Source organism: Halobaculum sp. EA56 (assembly GCF_051195075.1).
Classification (GTDB): Archaea; Halobacteriota; Halobacteria; order Halobacteriales; family Haloferacaceae; genus Halobaculum.
This window is the reverse complement of the sequence record NZ_JBNTJX010000013.1, coordinates 52,221-70,378: the sequence shown is the minus strand read 5'-3', so window position 1 is coordinate 70,378 and position 18,158 is coordinate 52,221. Positions and strand designations below refer to the sequence as shown.

Annotated in this window: 14 protein-coding genes and 2 pseudogenes; 11 read left to right on the top strand and 5 right to left on the bottom strand. The window is 54.0% G+C overall.

The window, feature by feature from the left end; genetic code table 11:
• Positions 1-9: 9 nt before the first annotated feature.
• Together ACQUQ1_RS17245 and ACQUQ1_RS17240 are read right to left on the bottom strand one after the other, a co-directional pair.
• Complete coding sequence (locus ACQUQ1_RS17245) at positions 10-1,491, bottom strand: sodium:solute symporter family transporter (RefSeq protein WP_435065539.1); 1,482 nt, start codon at positions 1,489-1,491, stop codon at positions 10-12.
• Positions 1,491-1,964, bottom strand: a complete 474-nt coding sequence (locus ACQUQ1_RS17240; protein WP_435065538.1) for a hypothetical protein — start codon at positions 1,962-1,964, stop codon at positions 1,491-1,493. The genes ACQUQ1_RS17245 and ACQUQ1_RS17240 overlap by 1 nt, the downstream gene beginning before the upstream one ends.
• Positions 1,965-2,406: 442 nt before the next feature.
• Here ACQUQ1_RS17240 and ACQUQ1_RS17235 point away from each other — a divergent pair, with 442 nt between their 5' ends.
• The 7 genes and pseudogenes from ACQUQ1_RS17235 to ACQUQ1_RS17205 all read left to right on the top strand — a co-directional run bounded on the left by ACQUQ1_RS17235 (position 2,407) and on the right by ACQUQ1_RS17205 (position 8,030).
• The gene (locus ACQUQ1_RS17235) at positions 2,407-3,108 is read left to right on the top strand and encodes an HD domain-containing protein (RefSeq protein WP_435065537.1); all 702 of its coding nucleotides are present in this window, start codon (positions 2,407-2,409) and stop codon (positions 3,106-3,108) included.
• A gap of 218 nt (positions 3,109-3,326) precedes the next feature.
• Positions 3,327-3,866, top strand: a complete 540-nt coding sequence (locus ACQUQ1_RS17230; protein ID WP_435065536.1) for a winged helix-turn-helix domain-containing protein — start codon at positions 3,327-3,329, stop codon at positions 3,864-3,866.
• Positions 3,866-4,375: a hypothetical protein gene (locus tag ACQUQ1_RS17225; RefSeq protein ID WP_435065535.1), complete on the top strand. Its 510-nt coding sequence runs from the start codon at positions 3,866-3,868 to the stop codon at positions 4,373-4,375. The genes ACQUQ1_RS17230 and ACQUQ1_RS17225 overlap by 1 nt, the downstream gene beginning before the upstream one ends.
• A gap of 49 nt (positions 4,376-4,424) precedes the next feature.
• Positions 4,425-4,859 (top strand): class I SAM-dependent methyltransferase, encoded by a 435-nt coding sequence (locus ACQUQ1_RS17220; RefSeq protein ID WP_435065555.1) that lies wholly within the window; start codon positions 4,425-4,427, stop codon positions 4,857-4,859.
• Positions 4,807-6,076: pseudogene (locus tag ACQUQ1_RS17215) on the top strand (RNA-guided endonuclease InsQ/TnpB family protein). The gene ACQUQ1_RS17220 and the pseudogene ACQUQ1_RS17215 overlap by 53 nt, the downstream one beginning before the upstream one ends.
• 255 nt (positions 6,077-6,331) lie before the next feature.
• Positions 6,332-6,763: an NUDIX hydrolase gene (locus ACQUQ1_RS17210; protein ID WP_435065534.1), complete on the top strand. Its 432-nt coding sequence runs from the start codon at positions 6,332-6,334 to the stop codon at positions 6,761-6,763.
• A gap of 334 nt (positions 6,764-7,097) precedes the next feature.
• Positions 7,098-8,030, top strand: coding sequence for a glycosyltransferase (locus tag ACQUQ1_RS17205; protein ID WP_435065533.1), 933 nt, complete (start codon positions 7,098-7,100; stop codon positions 8,028-8,030).
• 650 nt (positions 8,031-8,680) lie between these two features.
• Here ACQUQ1_RS17205 and ACQUQ1_RS17200 read toward each other — a convergent pair.
• The 3 genes and pseudogenes from ACQUQ1_RS17200 to ACQUQ1_RS17190 all read right to left on the bottom strand — a co-directional run bounded on the left by ACQUQ1_RS17200 (position 8,681) and on the right by ACQUQ1_RS17190 (position 11,052).
• Entirely contained in the window at positions 8,681-9,601 is a 921-nt protein-coding gene (locus ACQUQ1_RS17200; protein WP_435065532.1) for an NAD-dependent epimerase/dehydratase family protein, read from the bottom strand.
• Between the two features lie 618 nt (positions 9,602-10,219).
• Positions 10,220-10,405, bottom strand: a pseudogene (locus tag ACQUQ1_RS17195) (UDP binding domain-containing protein); the annotation flags it as partial.
• 326 nt (positions 10,406-10,731) lie between these two features.
• Positions 10,732-11,052, bottom strand: coding sequence for a hypothetical protein (locus ACQUQ1_RS17190; protein ID WP_435065531.1), 321 nt, complete (start codon positions 11,050-11,052; stop codon positions 10,732-10,734).
• A gap of 879 nt (positions 11,053-11,931) precedes the next feature.
• Between ACQUQ1_RS17190 and ACQUQ1_RS17185 the strand changes: the two genes are divergently transcribed.
• The 4 genes from ACQUQ1_RS17185 (at position 11,932) to ACQUQ1_RS17170 (ending at position 17,316) form a co-directional block, all read left to right on the top strand.
• On the top strand, positions 11,932-12,384 hold the full coding sequence (locus tag ACQUQ1_RS17185) for a hypothetical protein (protein WP_435065530.1): 453 nt from the start codon (positions 11,932-11,934) through the stop codon (positions 12,382-12,384).
• Between the two features lie 459 nt (positions 12,385-12,843).
• Positions 12,844-14,385, top strand: a complete 1,542-nt coding sequence (locus ACQUQ1_RS17180) for a flippase (RefSeq protein WP_435065529.1) — start codon at positions 12,844-12,846, stop codon at positions 14,383-14,385.
• A gap of 52 nt (positions 14,386-14,437) precedes the next feature.
• Positions 14,438-15,349 carry a hypothetical protein gene (locus tag ACQUQ1_RS17175; RefSeq protein WP_435065528.1) on the top strand — a complete coding sequence of 304 codons (912 nt, stop codon included), beginning with the start codon at positions 14,438-14,440 and terminating at the stop codon, positions 15,347-15,349.
• 176 nt (positions 15,350-15,525) lie between these two features.
• Positions 15,526-17,316, top strand: a complete 1,791-nt coding sequence (locus ACQUQ1_RS17170; protein WP_435065527.1) for a hypothetical protein — start codon at positions 15,526-15,528, stop codon at positions 17,314-17,316.
• The last annotated feature ends 842 nt before the right edge of the window (positions 17,317-18,158 follow it).

The window sequence follows — 18,158 nt, the reverse complement described above, 5'->3', positions numbered from 1 at the left end:
CAGGGCCGTTCAGACCGAGACGACCTTCCGGATGTCCTGCGTAATCGCGTCGCGAGCGTGGGTGTCGGTGACGAAACTCACCCCGATGAGCACGACGGAGGCGAGCACGAGGGTGAAAGCACCGATGACCACACTGTTCGGGAGGGTGATACCGAAGAACTGCTGTCCGATCGCTAGCCCGAGGTTCGACACGAGCGCGACAGCGGCCGACGCGATGGCACCCTCCTTGGTGGCACCGTCCCAGTTGAGTCCGATGCCCAACAGCGGCACGAGCGCGCTGGCGAACAGCGCCCAGCCGACCACGCCGAGGAGGCCGACCAGAATCTCGGCGAAATACGCCAGCAGCAGCGAGCCGACGATGATGACGGCGCTGCCGATGCGGTGACCCCACAGTTCCTGCGAGTCGGAACTGTACTCGAACCCGAGTCCGATGGGGATGTCACGCGCCAGGTTCGCGGCGCCGATATTGATGAAAGCGTCACTAGTGCTCATGATCGCCCCGAGAGCCGCGGCAAACACGATCCCGGCCAGCACCGGCGGGACGAACTCCGTGAGGAAGAACGGCGCCGCGTTGTCCGGGTTCGACAGCGCACTCAGCGCACCCGTCTCGACGCCGGCGCGGACAGAGATCCCGATACCGAGCATCATCAGCGAGGCGGCGAAGTACGACAGCGCGGCGATGGGTGCGCCCCACTTGAGCAGGTTCACGTCACGAACCATGTACAGCTTGTGTGCCATGTGTGGCTGCCCGGAGTTCCCGACGGTGAACAGGAAGTACCAACACAGGGTGAGCATGACCGGGAAGCTCCCGAAGGCGCCGGCGAACGTGGGGTCGTTAACCGCGATATCCTGGCTCATCTGGGTGAATCCACCGCCGTAATTGAACGCCAGGAAGAAGACGAGAATGCTCCCGACGACCATCACACCGCCCTGTAATGCGTCGGTCATGACGCCCGCGATCATGCCGCCGCCGATCGTATAGACCGCGATGACCGCAGTCGCGATGAGAACGGCCACCAGCTGGGATGTCCCGAGGATCTCCCCCAGGACGAATCCCATCGCCTTCAGCTGGACGGCGAGATACGAAATGACACCGAGCAGGACCGAAATCGCCGTGAGCACACGCACCGTGTCGCTGTCGTAGCGAGCGTGGACAGCGTCGGGGATCGTGAGAATATCACGGACCTCCGCGAGCAACCGCATCTTCTTGCCGAGCACGAACCACGAGATCGGGAAGGCCAGCGGCGCGACGATGGCGATCCACAGGAACGCGTACCCGCCAGCGTAGAACAGGCCCGGACCGCCGATGAATCCGAACCCGCTCATGATAGAGGCGAACGCGGAGAAGGCGATCGCCCATCCGGCAAAGCGTTTCCCACTGATCAGGAAGTCCGCCGTGCTCTCTGTCTGTTGGGTCCCCCAGATCCCGATCCCGATGACGATCAGGAGGTACAGCACTGCGATCGCGACGATGATAGTATCGAGTGCCATCAGTCGTCACCTCCAGCAGCGGTCGGGGCCTCACGCCGCTCCATCTCCTGGAATTCGACAGCTTCCTCCTCCTTCCAGATGTACTGGTCGAACAGATACGGATATGCGAACATCATGTACAACGCCGGCGGCATCCAGAGGCCGTACACGAGTACGGCCGTCGCTCGCGGGAACCCCAGCCAGTAGACGGGATCCGTGTAGCCCGGATTCTGGAAGTGGAAGTACCACAGTGCGGCGAATAACGCACCCAACAGGAGAACGAGTCCCGCCGATAACTTCGTGAACGGCGCCCCATCGACGTCTTGTTCCTGTGGGCGTGTTCCCAAGAGGACGTACAAGCCAAAGAACACCACAATGGTGTACGAGAACAGTATCTGGCCCGTCGATCCACCGAGGAACATGGCGACGAGCATGACTATCGATACACCCAGTATCCCCAACACGATCCTGTCGTTGTTGTCACCTAACACCATGGATCCATCGCGTGCATGTGGAAGGAACATATATAATATTTATGTAGTTCAGTGAACGATCATATGGTTAAAGATCTATACATCATTCCACAGTTAATTTTTGCTTCAGCCAATCATCAACCGATGATTTCTAACAGAGTTATTATCAGATTTTCTAGGAGTAGGTCAACAAGTTTGATAATAAAATAAAACCGACACGACCCACGTTCGGAGTCGGTCTCCCTGTTCCGATTTACCAGCCAAGATATATTTTTTAATGTGTTGAATTGCGATGTACCGGACTGCTGCGACCATCATCGTGAGCCCGATCACAAGGTCGCGACCTTCACACTCCCTGACTCCGTGAACCACTGTAGGATTAAATCACGGTCGGGAAAGGGATACTGGCTGTGTACGTCGATTGGCAAAGCACTCATTGGGTAGTAGGAAACTCGACAGTCCAATGGACGAACCCCTGCCATCACTCGCGAGAGAGTTGGCGATGCCGTACTACGATGATGCCCTTCCGGCACACGACGCGTTCCATGCGAACCGGGTCAGGCGACTAGGCGGGAAGTTGGCAGCTGCCTACGATGAGCCCGTAGACAGAGAAATCCTCGCTGCAGCGGCGTGGTTACACGATATCGGGCGTCCCCGTGAGCGTCGAGGACGCATCGACAACCACGGCGAGTGGGCTGCAGCCGAGGTGACAGAGCTCTTGGCAGAACACGACGGAGACGTCCCGGTCGAGACGGTCGAAGCGATCCAACATTGTCTCCGGTCTCACAGTATCCGTCCCTCCTCACCGGAGCCGCAAACGCCAGAGGCCGAACTTCTGTTCGACGCGGACAAGCTCCAAGCCGCCGGTGCGATCGGGATCGTTCGCCTCGCCTGTATCATCGGGGAACGCTCCGGCCGGGCAGGCGACCGATATGCAACCATCGACACTGAGGTCCGAAGCGACCTCGGTCGAGATGGCGACCCGGACCTCACGATCCTCTACGAGTGGGCTGCCGAGCGATTGGACGCGCTTCACACTCCCCCGGCGCAACGCGAAGCCAGGTTCCGATGGCGGTTCATGACGAGATTTTTCGAATATTTTGAACAAGAGACGAGAATTGACGAAAGATATCTCGCAGAGCGAGTTTTTCACGGTGAGAACTGATCGAAGCTGAAAATCTATCCGACGGTCTACGTAAACGATATGGCAGTTTGAGCGTCCAGTTTGACTGCTCAGACAGATATATTAAAAAATTATCATTAAGCTTCTATCGCCTGTTGTCGGAAGCTGTGAATGGACACTCCCCCTGATAACCGCCACTCCGGTTTGAATATTTGAACATGAGAAAATTATTTCCGCCACGCGGTGCAAGCGCTCGTACGATGGCTGACTCGAATTCGGAGTCGTGGACGGAGAATATGAGCGGCCGTGAGCGTGTCCGGCACGTTGTGGAACTGCTAGACGAGCCAACGCCGGTGCAGGAGATCGCGGACCGGGCAGACGTCTCGCGCGCGACAGCCGACGACGAACTCCAGCGGCTGCAGAGTGACGACTGGGTCACAGAAACGACCGTCGACGGGACGAAGGCCTACGACCTGAACCCGGTCCGGATGCTCTTCGACGAAGTGACGGACTTGATCGAGGCTCACTCGCGTGACGAACTGGAGAGCCAGCTCACAGAACTAACGGAGGAACAGGAAGAGTTGGCGACGGAGTACGGCGTCAGTTCACTCGATGAGTTCCGGGACCAACTCGCTGACGAGGAGTTCTCGGCTGCGGAGCTTCGTGAGCGTCGGAACGTTATCGCCACGTGGGAGGCGATAAACACGGAGCTCGGGCTCGTGAAACACGCCCTCCACCTCTATGATGACGTTATCGGCCTCTCTTCACCGCGGACTGACTCTCAGTCGACACTCGTCTGATGGTTGTCTTCCTCGCTAACCGGGTGAACTTGCAGGACAAGCGGCTCCACGACCGCATCCAGAATCGACTCAACGGCTCGTTTAATACCGTTCAGCAACGGCGTTCTGACCCGCGCGAAGCGGGCCCGTACCGGGTCGTCGCCGACGTGAACCCGCGGCAGTTCTTGGACGACGACGAATATCCGGTGACCGCCGCGCGGATCGAGATCGGCTTTCAACTGCAGACTGGTGAGCCGCACGAGTACTACTGGTTCAATTGGATCGAGCCAGACCGAAGCCTGCTAGTCGGCTGGCATCAAGACGACACGCACGACGACCTCGGACCAGTTCACCTGCAGGTGAACGACGGCGCGACACCAGTCGCGCACGAACCTGCGGACTTCATCGATTCACATCCGTTGGACGTCGTTGAGCGCAGACTCAACTCGCTTCGAGACGTAGTTCTCGCTGTGAACTGCGAGCAGGGACGACCCGTCGGACTCGATACCGCTGCCATGGAAAACGAGTAGGCCCGTGGTCGGACACGAACTGCGATGAAACAACCGATCACCTGGAGAGATCAAAGCTGCCTATGACGAGGAAGAAGCCGCGGACTATGCCGACACACACTGGCTGAAGCAGCTTATAGAACGGCGCACCCGCCGTCACCAGTTCGGGGACGTTAGTGGACGCGTCCTCGAAGTTGCCTGTGGGACGGGGGAAAACTTCCGCTATCTCCCCAAATCCGCCGACTTGGTCGGGATCGACGTCAGTAAACCCATGCTTGATCGCGCTCGCAAGAGAGCGGACGGCCTTGATCGGCAGGTCGAACTTGAGCAGATGGATGCTCAACGTCTTTCGTTTGCAGACGATTCGTTCGACCACGTCGTCTCGTCCCTCTCGACTTGCACCTTTCCAGACCCTATCGAGGGACTAAACGAGATGGGACGGGTCTGCAAACCTGACGGGCAAATCCGGCTTCTGGATCATCAGGAACCAGTCTCAGGTGTCTGACGACTTGGATTCGCTCGGGTTCGCCGCGTCGAAACTCTGGAACGTCGGACGGTGGGTCTGTGACCGTATCTGGTCCGAAATCGGCCACATCCCCGGTCACAGTGAACTCACCGCGTACCTCAAGAGCCACGAACGCTACGATGACCTCCATTCTCAGTCAAGTCAGCGCGTGCTTCAAGAACTCGCTGAGGCGTTCACCGGCTGGTACGGCAAACGGCAGAACGGAGACGCACGAGCGAACCCGCCCGGCTACCGCAACCGCGGCGACGAACACCCGCGAAGCACGGTCACGTTCAAAGACGCCGGCTTCACACTCGACACCCGATACGGTCGAGTGCGACTGTCAAAAGGGTCGGATCTCAAAGACTACTGGTCGGACTTCGCCCTCTGTGAATACCAGACTCGCCCCGACGTTGACCTCTTCACTGTCGAGAGTGTCCAACAGGTCCGGGCCGTCTGGACTGGTGACGAGTGGGAACTACACTTCGTGTGCAAAGTCGGGATCGACGTTGCTGAAGCGCCCGGCGAGAAGACCGTGGGCGTTGACCTCGGGATTACTAACTTCGCCGCGCTTGCCTACGAGGACGGCCACGCCGAGCTGTACCCGCTGAAGTGTCTGAAACAGGACGACTACTACTTCAACAAGCGCATCGCTCGGTGTGACGACTCGACCTCCGAGCAAGCCACGCGGCTGCACCAAAAGAAGTCAGCTCGTCGGACTCACTACTTCCATACGCTCTCGAAACACATCGTTGAGCGGTGTTGTCGAGGAGGGTGTCGGGACGATCGTGGTCGGTGATCTCTCCGGCGTCCGTGGAGACGACGAGACTGACGAGGTGAAAGACTGGGGACCAGACGGGAATCTGGACTTGCACTCGTGGGCGTTCGACCGGTTCACCGATCTGCTGGCCTACAAGGCAGCAGAGGAGGGTATCGCGGTAGAGGAAGTCTCAGAGCGTGATACGTCACAGACGTGTTCGTGTTGTGGCCGGGAACGTGACGCGAACCGTGTTGAACGTGGGCTGTATGTCTGCGATGAGTGTGACGCGGTAGCGAACGCGGACGTGAATGGTGCAGAGAACATCCGGCAGAAAGTATCTCCGAGTCTCGCCTGCGATGGGGGAGATAGGAGTAACGGCTGGTTGGCACAGCCATCGACGTTCCTGTTTGACAAGGAAACTGGTGCGTTCGCACCTCGAGAACAGGTCACGTCGTAGACCACAATATCCCAACGGCGGTTGGGATTCCCGCGTCTTCAGGCGCGGGAGGATGTCAATGGACACGGGTATCCCGGGACGCGCTCCGAGTGTGGTTTCAGTGGTCCCCGAAATCTCCCGAGAGCGGAGTGCTCTCTGGGGTGTACGAGTCTGTGCTGACGGGCGTACCCTCGCGAGTGGGCAGCACTGGGACAGCCATGCGAAGAGACCAGGGCTCGCGTCAGATTGATACGAGATTCGTTCGAAATCCGTGTGATGACCGACAAGCCGCTCCAGGCGACCGTGACGCAGCGGGGCGTCGTGTTCGCGCCGACCGACGAGGTGGTGATCGTCCGGCGGGCCACCGACGGCGGCTGGGAGCTGCCGGGCGGGCGTATCGACCGCGACGAGCGTGCCGTCGCCGCCGTGCGCCGTGAGATCGCCGAGGAGACGGCGCTCGACCCGGAGGTCGTCGCGCCGGTCGACACGCTCGTGTGGCACAACGACGCCGGGAACGGCCGGTTCGCGGTGTACTACTATTGTCGGGTGAGTGACCGTGACGTGTCGCTGTCCCCGGAGCACGAGGCGTACGCATGGGGACCGCCGACGGAGGTGTGCGAGCGACTGAGCGACCCGCAAGCGGAGGCGGTTGCGGCCGCAACGGAGGTGCGGCGGCGGGTCAGCGACGGGTCAGCTCCCCGTAAGTAGCTTCGCCGGTTTAGCTGAATTGAGGCGCTGTATCCCCTCACTGCTCGCGCCTCCCGTTCGGTCGGCGCTCGCTCAGGAAGGGGGCTTAGCGCCTCAATTCAGCTAATATTGGGGCAGTTATCGACACTCAGTGTCGAACAGACGTCTGAAGCAGTTCGTCGACCGGGAGACCGAACTCGACAGACTGGGACCGCTGTCCGAGAGCGATCGGGCAGAACTCGCAATCGTGGACGGTCCTCGGTAGATCGGCGAGAGTACCCACCTTCCCGAACCGCGACCGACGTGGCAAGAATTTAACCAACACGTGTGAGATGGTGTAGCAAGAGGCTCCAATATGGGGGACCGAGACGCGGTGAGCGTACTGGTTCCGACCGTCGAGTGGAACATCGCCTGTGAGCAACTCGCGGCCCAAATCAGTCCCGGGGACGAACTGCTGGTCATTTGTGACTCGGAGGACGACCCGGTGACGAGCCACGACCCGCCGGCCGGCGTGGAGATTCTCGTCGCGGGCGAGCCGGACGGCTGCTCGGGCAAGGCCAACGCGATGGCTCACGGGATGGAACGGGCGGAGAACGATCGGTTCGTCTGGACGGACGCCGACTTCGAACGCGACCCTGATTGGCTCGATCGACTGGTGGCAGCCGGCGAGGCGCACGGCCCCGCGAGCGCTCTGTGCGTATTCGTCGGCGATGGCTGGTTCAGGCCCTACGAAGTCTGGAGTGCGCTGTTCTTCTCGCTCGCAATGTACCTGGGGGTCGGGGAATGGGGTGGAAGCGCGTGGGGCGGTGGCGTCACGTTCACAGCCGACGAACTCGAGACCGGCGTCGACGCCCTTACGTCGGAGCTACGACAGGTGATCAGCGACGACGGACTGCTCTCGGACCATCTCGGGGACGTCCATCCTATCCGGTCGATGATCGAAGTCGTGGAGGTGCCGGGAGATCTCCGGACAGTCATCGAACGGACGGTTCGACTCAATCGAATCGTCCACGTCTGGGAGGGAGGGCTGACGAACGTGGCGATCGGACTGGTGTTAGTGGCCATAGCGGTGGCGTTCCCGATCGCTAGCGCTCTCCTGTACACAGCTCTCGGTGCCATCACCTACTGGGTGCTCGGCGTCCGGCGGTTGACCTTCCTGTTGATTTATCCGGCGGTCGTGGTGGTTCCGATCGTCGCACTGTCCGGCATCGTTCGGAAGGAGTTCGAATGGACGGGTCGTCGATACCGGCTCAACGACAAGTACGACGTTGAGGTCGTAGACCGGTGAACCCGATCGTTTCGTTGTGAATCGAACGCACCAGTGAGCAGTTCGACGTTGCGTAAGCGCGCTCTTCGGCACCATTCATGAAACCGACTACCGACGGAGGAGTCCGACAGAGCCGTTTGCATATAGACTCGGACTGTCGGACAAAGCTATCGGAGCCGGAGATGGCGTAAATGAGCGTCTGAAAGCCTTGAAAAGGGAAGGTGAGTGTTTCAAGTCGTGTGAACCGAACCTAGACGAGACACAAGCCGATTGCTGCGAGAGGTCCGGGACACTCGACGCAGAAGGGGCTGAAGAGCTCGAACAAGTGATCGAAACGGCCCGTACCGAGATAGGCAGACCTCACAGCACGGTAACAAGCCACTCTCGACGAACTGTCCACTACCGAGAACGTAGATGACCCTGCTTGATACGACGTTCCTCGCCCAGTATCCGACCGGGTGAGGGGACGTGACTACTGTCGGGTGCGCGACCGTGACGTATCGGTGTCAGTCGAACACGAGGCGGACGGGTGGGGATCGGTGAGGTTCGGTTCGCGACTGAGCGACTCACAGGCGGAGGCGGTTGCTACCGTGGCGGAGGTGCGTCGGAGCGAGTGATGTGTTTCTTCCCGACAGTGTGCGACTCTCCTGTGCTAGATCGAGTGGTCGGCTTCAGGACCGGTCGGCCACCAACCGGGACAACCCGTCGTGCAGCGACACGGTCGGCTCGTAGCCGAGTTTCGCCCGTGCCTTGGAGATCTCGGCTTGGCTCTCGTCGATGTCGCCTTCCCGCGGGTCCGTGTGGATGATATCGACATCGGAGTCGGTCACCTCCCGACAGATCTCGGCGAGTTCAGCGATCGTGACGGAGTCGCCGGTTCCGACGTTGAACGCTTCCCCGACGGCGTCGGTTTTCGCCGCCTGAAGGTTCGCGTCGACGACGTCGTCGATGTGGACGAAATCGCGGGTCTGTGTTCCGTCTCCGTGGACCGTTATCGGGCCTCCGTCGCGGATCTGGTCGAGGAACACTGAGATCACACCGGCATAGTCGCTCGTCACTCCCCGCGGCCCGTAGACGTTGAAATACCGGAGGGCGACAACCTCCTGGTCGTAGAGGTCGGCATACGTTCGGCCGTAGTGATCGACCGCGAGTTTGTCGATGCCGTACGGCGATGTCGGGGAGAGTTCGTCCGTCTCACGGATCGGTACCCGCTCGGGATGGCCATACACCGCCGCACTCGATGCCAGAACCGTTCGGGCGTTCGCCTCTCTCGCGGCGTCGAGGACCGTGAGCGTCCCGTCCACGTTCGTCGAGTGGGATCGACGGGGCTCCTCGACGGAGCGGGCCACGCTCGTTTGCGCAGCCTCGTGAAAGACGACGTCTACCCCGTCGATTGCCCGAGTGACTGCGTCCACGTCGGTGATACTCCCTTCAATCACCGTCGCGTCGGTCGGGACGTTGGCAGGATCCCCGGTCGAGAAGTTGTCGAGTACCCGTACATCGGCGATGCCAGTCAGGCGGTCGGCGATGTGGCTTCCGATGAATCCCGCACCCCCCGTGACGAGAACGGTCTTGTCGGTGAACTCCTTCATCTATCTCTAGGACTTTGTCAGAAAGGGAAATACTCTCGCAAATACACACGACATGAGAGGGACACACGGGTGATTCGGCTTCGTACATAAAGTAAATGATAAGTCAGGAAGAGTTATATTACAGGATTTCTATAGTCACTATCGTATACCGCGAAATATAGGATTAACAGTGTCTGCTTAGCAACAGTAGTACAAGCCCATCGACTGATAGTATCGTTGATAGTACAAGCATTCCAAGAATGTAACTCGACAGTGAGCCCAACAGCAAGCCAACACCAACGACTGCAGCAAGTAGGAGTGAGGTCGTACCGAACACCAACAGCATGATGCTGCCCGTATCGAGAAGAAACAGGTCACTTCGATTTTGAAATCCAGACATAATAGACGGAGCAGTGAGCAAATAAAAGTAGTTTGTCTTCGAAATCTCACTTCTGATTTTAGTATGAGCTGATACGTGAAACTTGGTCTCGGAATCGCATTTTCTGGTCAGTCTCACCATTGTATTAATGTTTAATTAAGAATCTCTATGAATTCCAACTCCCTACGTTCGCTTCCCGGGTAATGCGAACAGATCAGGATTCGGCCACCTTGCCGACAAGGGGAGGCAACCCACGAGACTCACCATGTCAGTCCTTCATACGTGATCCTCTCGCGTCGCTGGATCACGCGGCGACCGTCGACGACGACCGGTGTGTTCATCTCGTCGAACTCTGTATCGAGCGCCTCGAACTCGTCCCACCCGGTTGCAACGACCGCGGCACTCGCGCCGAAAAGAGCGGCAGTCGCCGAATCCGCATATTCGATAATCAATGCTATGACGAGACCGACGATCCGATCAGTTTTGAGATCGAATGTATTGTGGCTCGACGTTGGCCAACTCCTACCCTTCCGAAGGAACCCGCGAGCGATTCAAATGCAGTACGAAAGGACCTAACAGGAAGCTTAAACGTTTGAGGAGGCGTTTGAGTTCGCTCAGAGACACATCTATTCGAGCTGCCAGCGGGTCGCCACGTCGTGGCGCCCAATGTCGTACAGGAGCGCATCGAAGACGAGTGCGCCTGTACAGGTATAATTCCGGGTGAGTCGACCCTCGAGTTGTGCTCGAACTCGGGCGCACTTCTGGTGTCCAGTTAGTCTTGCTGGACGAGTTTTATGAGCGGGAGTCGCATCTCGAGGAGGCGAACGAATGGTTGTAGGCCGACGGCAAGCTGCAGGAGAAACTCTTTGCCGAGCACGAGCCAACCGACATCGAGAAGTTCAGCCGGACTGGCTATCGGACTCAAAAAGCGAGCAAGGAGTTGGATCTGGGGATTGCCGATGTCCGGCGACGCTTTGGGACCGACAATGACGGGCGTGTGGGGCTTATGGTCTCGCGGGCCTATGAGCATGTGATTCGGGAATTTCTCGGCTATAAGTCCGAAGATGTCGGGACCGGGCGGGCCAACGACCACTGTTTGGATGCCCTGCGGTATGCAGTACACGGGTTCGATGACAGGAGTCGCCTTTCGTCGTGGGACGACGCCGGAACCTCCTCAATACCGAAGATACATTTTATCGGCCGAACCGATGCTGGGTACTTTACCTAAGCCCAGGTTCGTACCACCGTGTGGATCCGGTGGCTGCCACGCCTTTCCGCTGTAATACACTTTCGGGGAGTGGGATAGACTCGATGACCCGCTGTTTTTCGCCGGACAGAGGTGTCAATTCCCCCATAGGAGTTCAGAAAGTTCGTAGAGCCCGTTGCCGAGTTGCTCAACGTAGGTGGATGACGACAAAGTGACGGCCGATATGGAGAGCACAGATCGAGTATGCGCATGCGTGGGATTGCCGTGCCCCGGAGCATCTGGGCCCGCAACCGTGGTGACGACACCACGACAAGAACTCACGGGGCTTCAGATTGGGCTGGCGAACTTGCAGGTGGGCTGTACCGCGTGTGGACAGGCCCGGCATGAAGGACAGCAGGTGCGGGTGTATGCTTATTGGGCGGCCGCCGATCCGGAATGGTCGGTGACGCGGTGCTATTGTCCACAGTGTGCACCCGTTCGTATCGAGACACCCACGTTAGGCACAAGCGAGGCACTCATCGAAGCCCGGTTTGATGTGGTCTAGCTGTCGAGCGAACAGCGTCACCACCTATCTCTGAGTGAGGTTGGGGTGCTCGTGTACAGCCCGTTGACGGAGGGAGCATCGCCGTGATGACTCAGCACGATGACGCGGACGCACTTCGCGAGGGTATTGAAGAACTGGAACGCTAACTTGGCGAACTACAAAACGACGCTCCAGACAACGACGAATCGTGATATTCCCCTTTGAGAGGAACGGTGTGGGCGATGGTGAATGGGGACGTCGAGACCGTCGATGAGCTTCCAGCAGCGGGTCGCACATTTAGCCAGCGAGTTGCCGAGCGTGGTGAACGGCTTGAAGAACTCGAAGCTCGGCTGGAAGTGCTGGCTCAGCACACCGACGCATCAACAAAGGCTGAGAAAATCACGGCTATCCTCATGTTCGCGCAGAACAAAGCCAACGAGCGTGGAAAAGTTGCGGTGACGCCAGCCGAGATCCGTGGCTGTACTGGGGTATCAAGGCGCTATGCATACGATCTCGTTGAGGCGGTTGCTGCCGGTGTTGACGGTGTGCAGGTTCGCGAATCCAAGCAAGTGCGGACCGGCAACGGAAGCGAACATAAGCAAAAGACGTTATTAATCGACTGTGAAGGAGTTCGTGAGTTGAATGATGCTGTGGACTCTTATACCACATCGAATGGGGGTGATGGGGAGGTATAGACCACCAAGTCAGCGGGAGTCGTTTGTGGTGGCTCCCACTGACGTTCGATTCAAATCGAGGGGGACTGATGGGAATGTTCGAGAGTTGGGGGTATGGCGTTTTTTCTGGGAAACTGGGTGCTATGGGTGCTTGTTCTGTCAGCCATAGACCTGAGGTGGACCGGTGAAGAAGTTCATACAGTGATGCTCCATTCAACCAGCTCCCCGAGACAATTCAGAATCCGGCTACCAGCTATATGTGATTCCACATATACCCAATACACCTGTGCGTATCAGACTTGATAATATTTTCCCAACATATAAAACCGGAGACTAATACCAACCAATAAATTATAATTTAATTTATTTTATTATTTTGAGAAAATTTTGTTCTGTCTAATTAAGCCTACTGACCGCACTTGTCGTGGACTTAAGTGTACGCTGCACTGAATATCGCTCAGTCGGTGTCCAGATATACTTATGGACGACAACAATTTATCACGTGTTTTTTCAGGGGCCTCTGTCATCTTTGCCGGGGTTATTCTAGAACTCGGAATCGGGTTTGCCGCGAAAGTGTTGTTCGCGAGAGTTGCGACCCCAGAATTATACGGTATTGTAATTTATGTTCATACTATAGTAGTATTTTTAGCTGTGATTGTGACTTTTGGATATGATTCTGGAATAGGGCGCTACCTTCCTAGGTACGAAAGCCAACAGGAGAAACGCGGGCTCGTCATCTCGATAATGACGTTGGTTATCCCCATCGCGGCCCTGATTGGTCTGACGATCTACCTATTCTCAAATGAGTTGTCGTTATTTATATTCGACACTGTCAGCTACGCGATCACGTTTCGCGTTCTCGCGGTAGCAATCCCCCTGTTCGTTTTCATTCGCCTTTCTATCGGTGGAATTCAAGGGATGAAGCAATCGGTCGGGACAGTCGCCATCAAGAACGTCACCCTACCAGTGATGCGCCTTTTGCTGATCAGCGGGGTGGCCGTGCTCGGTGGGGGACTTGCAGAGTTCGCAGGTGCGTACGTGATAGCTTACGGAATAGGAGCTGTAGTAGCATTCTACTTTCTTAACCGGTCAATCCCACTCCTGTCAAGGAAAATGATATTCTCGCAATGTCAGATAGTGACCGTCTCGAAGTTCTCCGCGCCGCTGGTGTTATCGACAGCTACTCAACGCGTCATATCGCGCGCCGATTTGCTTCTAATTGGCTACTTCGTCGACTCTGCGTCAGTTGTCGGGGCATACGACGTAAGCCTATCGCTCGCCCAACTTTTGTTGGCCGTTATTGCAGCCTTCGGGTACATCACAATGCCGGTAATTTCGGAGTTAGAGTCAGACGATAACATGATCGAGATTAGGGCACTTTACTCAATTATCGCCAAGTGGGGCGTATTTTCGACTGTCCCAATCGTGCTACTCTTCTTTTTTTTCCCCGAAACAATCATTTCGATCACTTTCGGCCCCTCGTATCTTGGAGGGGCGTTCCCGTTGCAGATTCTCTCCCTCGCCTTCTTTACACACGTTGTCCTTGGGCCATCAGGGAATCTGTTGAAGGCATTGGGAAAATCGAAACAGTTAATGAAGGCTACGGTTGGAGCCGGCATCGCGAACGTGTTACTTAATATCTTCTTAATTCCGCCGTACGAAATGGTTGGGGCAGCCACTGCCACGTTGGTTAGTTATGTCGCTATGAATGTGATGGTGTTTTACTATCTCAACCAGTTCGGCGTCCCTCCGGCGACTAGTAACGACCTTCTCACGGTTGCCGTACCTGTAATGACATTTGGTGTCGCCTATTTAGTGGCCATCCTCGCTGCGCCCTCGAACCTCGCGGCAATGTTGCTCACAGTGTCTCTGTTTGCCTCCATCTACTTCGTTATACTCCTGCGGTACTTCATCGGTGACCAAGAACGAAGGTTGCTATTCCAATTATCTGAAGATTATGGTGTTCCAGTTACACGAATCGACGCCTTTCTTCAAGCCCACGCCAAGCGGTACGATCCGTAAATATGTGTTTGAATCGAATGAGCTTTGATAGAAGCTTAGCGATCAATACACAATGGACGTAGGACGATTCCTGAAGATGTCCTGCAAGAGAATCTCGTCAGATGGTATATCCGGACTAAGAGAGGTTCTCTACCGCACTTACCAGGGTGCATGGACGAATATCGGGCGGCACTACAACTATGGCACGAACATCTACGAGAGTGACTGGGACGTCCTGATCGTGCTTGACGCCTGTAGAGTCGACACCCTCAATCAAGTCGCACCAGAGTATGATTTCCTCGACAGAATTGACTCAACGTACTCGGTTGGATCTGCTTCTGCAGAGTGGATGCAAAAGACGTTCGACGAGTCCCATCGCAAGGAGATTCAGAAGACTGTATATATAACCGGGAATCCACACTCAAAGGAGATCCTCCGAGCCGACGATTTCTTGCTCCTAGACGAGGTTTGGCGGTATCGTTGGGACGAAGAACTTGGCACGGTCCGCCCCCGATCAGTGACCAATCAAGCTGTAAAGCATTATCGAAAAAAAGAACCAGAGCGGATGATCCTTCACTACATGCAGCCTCACTTCCCATCAGTTCCAGTCCCCGAATTAGGTTCGCAAATAAACCCGGACACAACCGGATGGGAGTCCATTTGGGACGACTTACGTACTGGTAAAGTCAAGAAGGAGACAGCTACTGAGGCGTACGTAGAGAACCTGAGGTACGTCATGGACGATCTGGAAATATTATTGAGTAACATCTCCGCGGACTCAGTCGTACTGACCTCAGACCATGCGAATCTATTCGGCAGATTTAATTTATACGGCCACCCTTCATACGTCCCCCTGCGTGAACTCAAAAGAGTTCCCTGGGTGGATCTTGAGGCGAGTGACGAGAAGACATATACACCTATCGAATACGACTCACCGAGCGAAACCGGTGTTGAGGAGAAATTAAAGACCCTTGGGTATCTATAATATTCTTATGAACCAGATTGTCGATGACCACTCCGTCGCTGGGGAGTTGCTGTCCGTACATCAACACGGACTTTTTCGAGTATGCTCCAACTTTTCGAAGGACTTTGCTAACTTTGGATATATTGACAATAATAAAAACAGAAATTAAAAATGTCAACTAACAATAATCGATGCCAATGAGGCTGGAGACGGTGACTAGTGGGTTGGCCAGTATATGTCTTATAATTGTATCAGTTATTCTTATTTTTATACCTCCTGCGTCCGGATACGAACCATCAATATATACTTCATATCCCAGTTGGATGTGGATTATTTATGCGATAGGGATTTTGTGTAGTTTCGGGATGGTTTTTGTAAATCTGAGTGGTTCAAAAATAAAGCATCCGCTGGACAGAGGCGGAGCAAGGGATTACGTTATCAAGGGTTTTGTTCTTCTTCTTTCATTCTACGTAATACTGTTTTTCCTCCCAATATATCGAGGATACCACTTGTACGGTAGAGGTTCACTTGATATTTTATTTCACTTGGGATTAGTAAAAGGAATTATTCAAACCGGATCTCTCTCTGGGAACAACTGGTACCCAATACTGCACGTCTTCCTTAGCGTACTTCGAATTTTTGGTGTTTCAGAACCTTTCGCGGTGTCCCTAACCCAAATTGTGTTTTTCTTGTTGTTTAGTCTCGGGACAGGAATATATAGCCGTCAATACATTTCTGAAAATAAAAGTCATACCGTCAGCGTGCTAGCCTTTCCGCTGATGTTCGGAATATTTCACTCCGGACTCCATCCTGCAATATACTCCTTCTTCCTTTTCCCTCTGTTAGCTCATCTATTAGATACAGTTGATAGGAGAGCTAATTGGGCACTAATCCCTCTAGCTACAAGTATCGTATTTTTTCATCCCATAACTGCAATCCTAACCTTCGGATATGGGATATTCTCCAAAGTTTATGAGAACACTATATTTAGAGATATTACTAATGTCTCAGCTATGATTTCGTTGGCGGGGCTTGTTCTATCGTTTATTTGGTATTTTAATTTTTCAAGGGTTGAAAATATTATTGCAAAAACGGCTATTCCTCTAATTAGTAGAACTTCCGTTGTGGGTCAACAGTCGGAGGCCGCAAGATCCACTTCCCTCTCTGCTATCCATTTCCTAGTTGAGTTGATTCGTCTGTACGGAGCTTATCTTTCTTATGTTTTGATCGGTGTGATTGTTTTCGGAACTCTGATTCTACATTATTATCGGTCCCGTAATCTCAAAAGTAAAAAACTACTGCTACTATTCTTGGCCACTGCTGCTGTAATAATTTTATTCTTATCAGCATCTCTCGTAACAAATCCAATTCGTGTAGGGCGTTGGGCTATTTTTGTAGCAATTGTCGGTACTGGATATATAATCAATCAAATAGATAGAATACCACTTCAGACTGTCATGACGTACACGGTAATTGGTCTTGTGTTAATTGCTGCAGTTGTAGGTCCATTCTCAATATATCAAGATGGGAATCATATGACCGAATCAGAATATGATAGTGCTGAATGGATAGTTTCAATGACAAGCCCAGAGCCCGTGATCTCACACGCAATGGGGTATAAAATGATTATATATATCAGTGGACCTTCTCCGAATGAGGAGAGATACCGCCAGTTTCGAAAAGCGGATCCAAATTTTCAATTACCAAACCATCTGGGATATATGGGGAGTGGAGAACCGGTCACGGATATTTTTGCCGAGAAATATTATATATACTTGAAAACACATGATATAAAATATAAGAATGCATACTATGAAGAACAGCAACCTTCGCTAACATCTTATACGAAACAAGATGTGCAATATCTGAATACAGATACGAAAGCCTCTAAAATATATACGAATGGTGGAGCGTCAACGTACTATGTCGGGAGCCCCTCTATTACAACCCGGAAAGTATCAGGCAAACTGTTAGAAGAACCTAATTAACGCGAGAGAGCGGTCTTATGGAAGACTCTCTACATTCCATTAATTAGAGTTTTCACTCATAAAAATTCTGTACGGTATATATTATATAATTTATCTTACCAAAAATAATTATTTCTAGGGTTCTGTTAGAATTTTCGTGTAGTGATTTATTTGGAGTGATCGGAAATTACTGAGGAGTTGAATAACACTCAAGCCAACAGTTATCCCGTCTCCAAACCACGACCGGTTATCAGATCGAGTATCTCAACTTCGAGCTTCGAATATTCTTAGCACAATCAAAACGTAGTGTCATTGCGTTCGATACTGCAATTGTGATGCGGGAATACATTGAGCACTCATACCATCCTGATGAGAAACTTATTACGGCCTTTGATATGTTGCGACCAGGCAGCTGTGTTTACATATAGACATTTCATGTCGACTGTGAAGCGTTCGAAGAGAGGGTTTTGATTAGCTTTTTAAGACACACACACACACACACAATCACTTTTCATCGATCATCTTACCACGCTCATCAAGGATTCAGGCTTTAAATCGTAGTATCAAATTACAACTGTGATAGTACCTTCTTTACAATGAATAGAAGAATCCACCGTAATGTCCTGATACTACTCCCATAATTGGAAATAAGAGGCGGCACTAACCGTCGAATAGGGTCAGGGCGAAGATCAGATAGTAATACTTTTTGACACGTTCTACAAAGACGATATCTTCAACAGAACGTCTTTCGATTTCTCATCTTAACGAAACACGGTTCCTGATTATACGAAGTGTTACAGTCAAAGTTACCACCACTCATTCCACATTGCCCCGACTAGACTCAGCACCACTCTGCTTTTCGT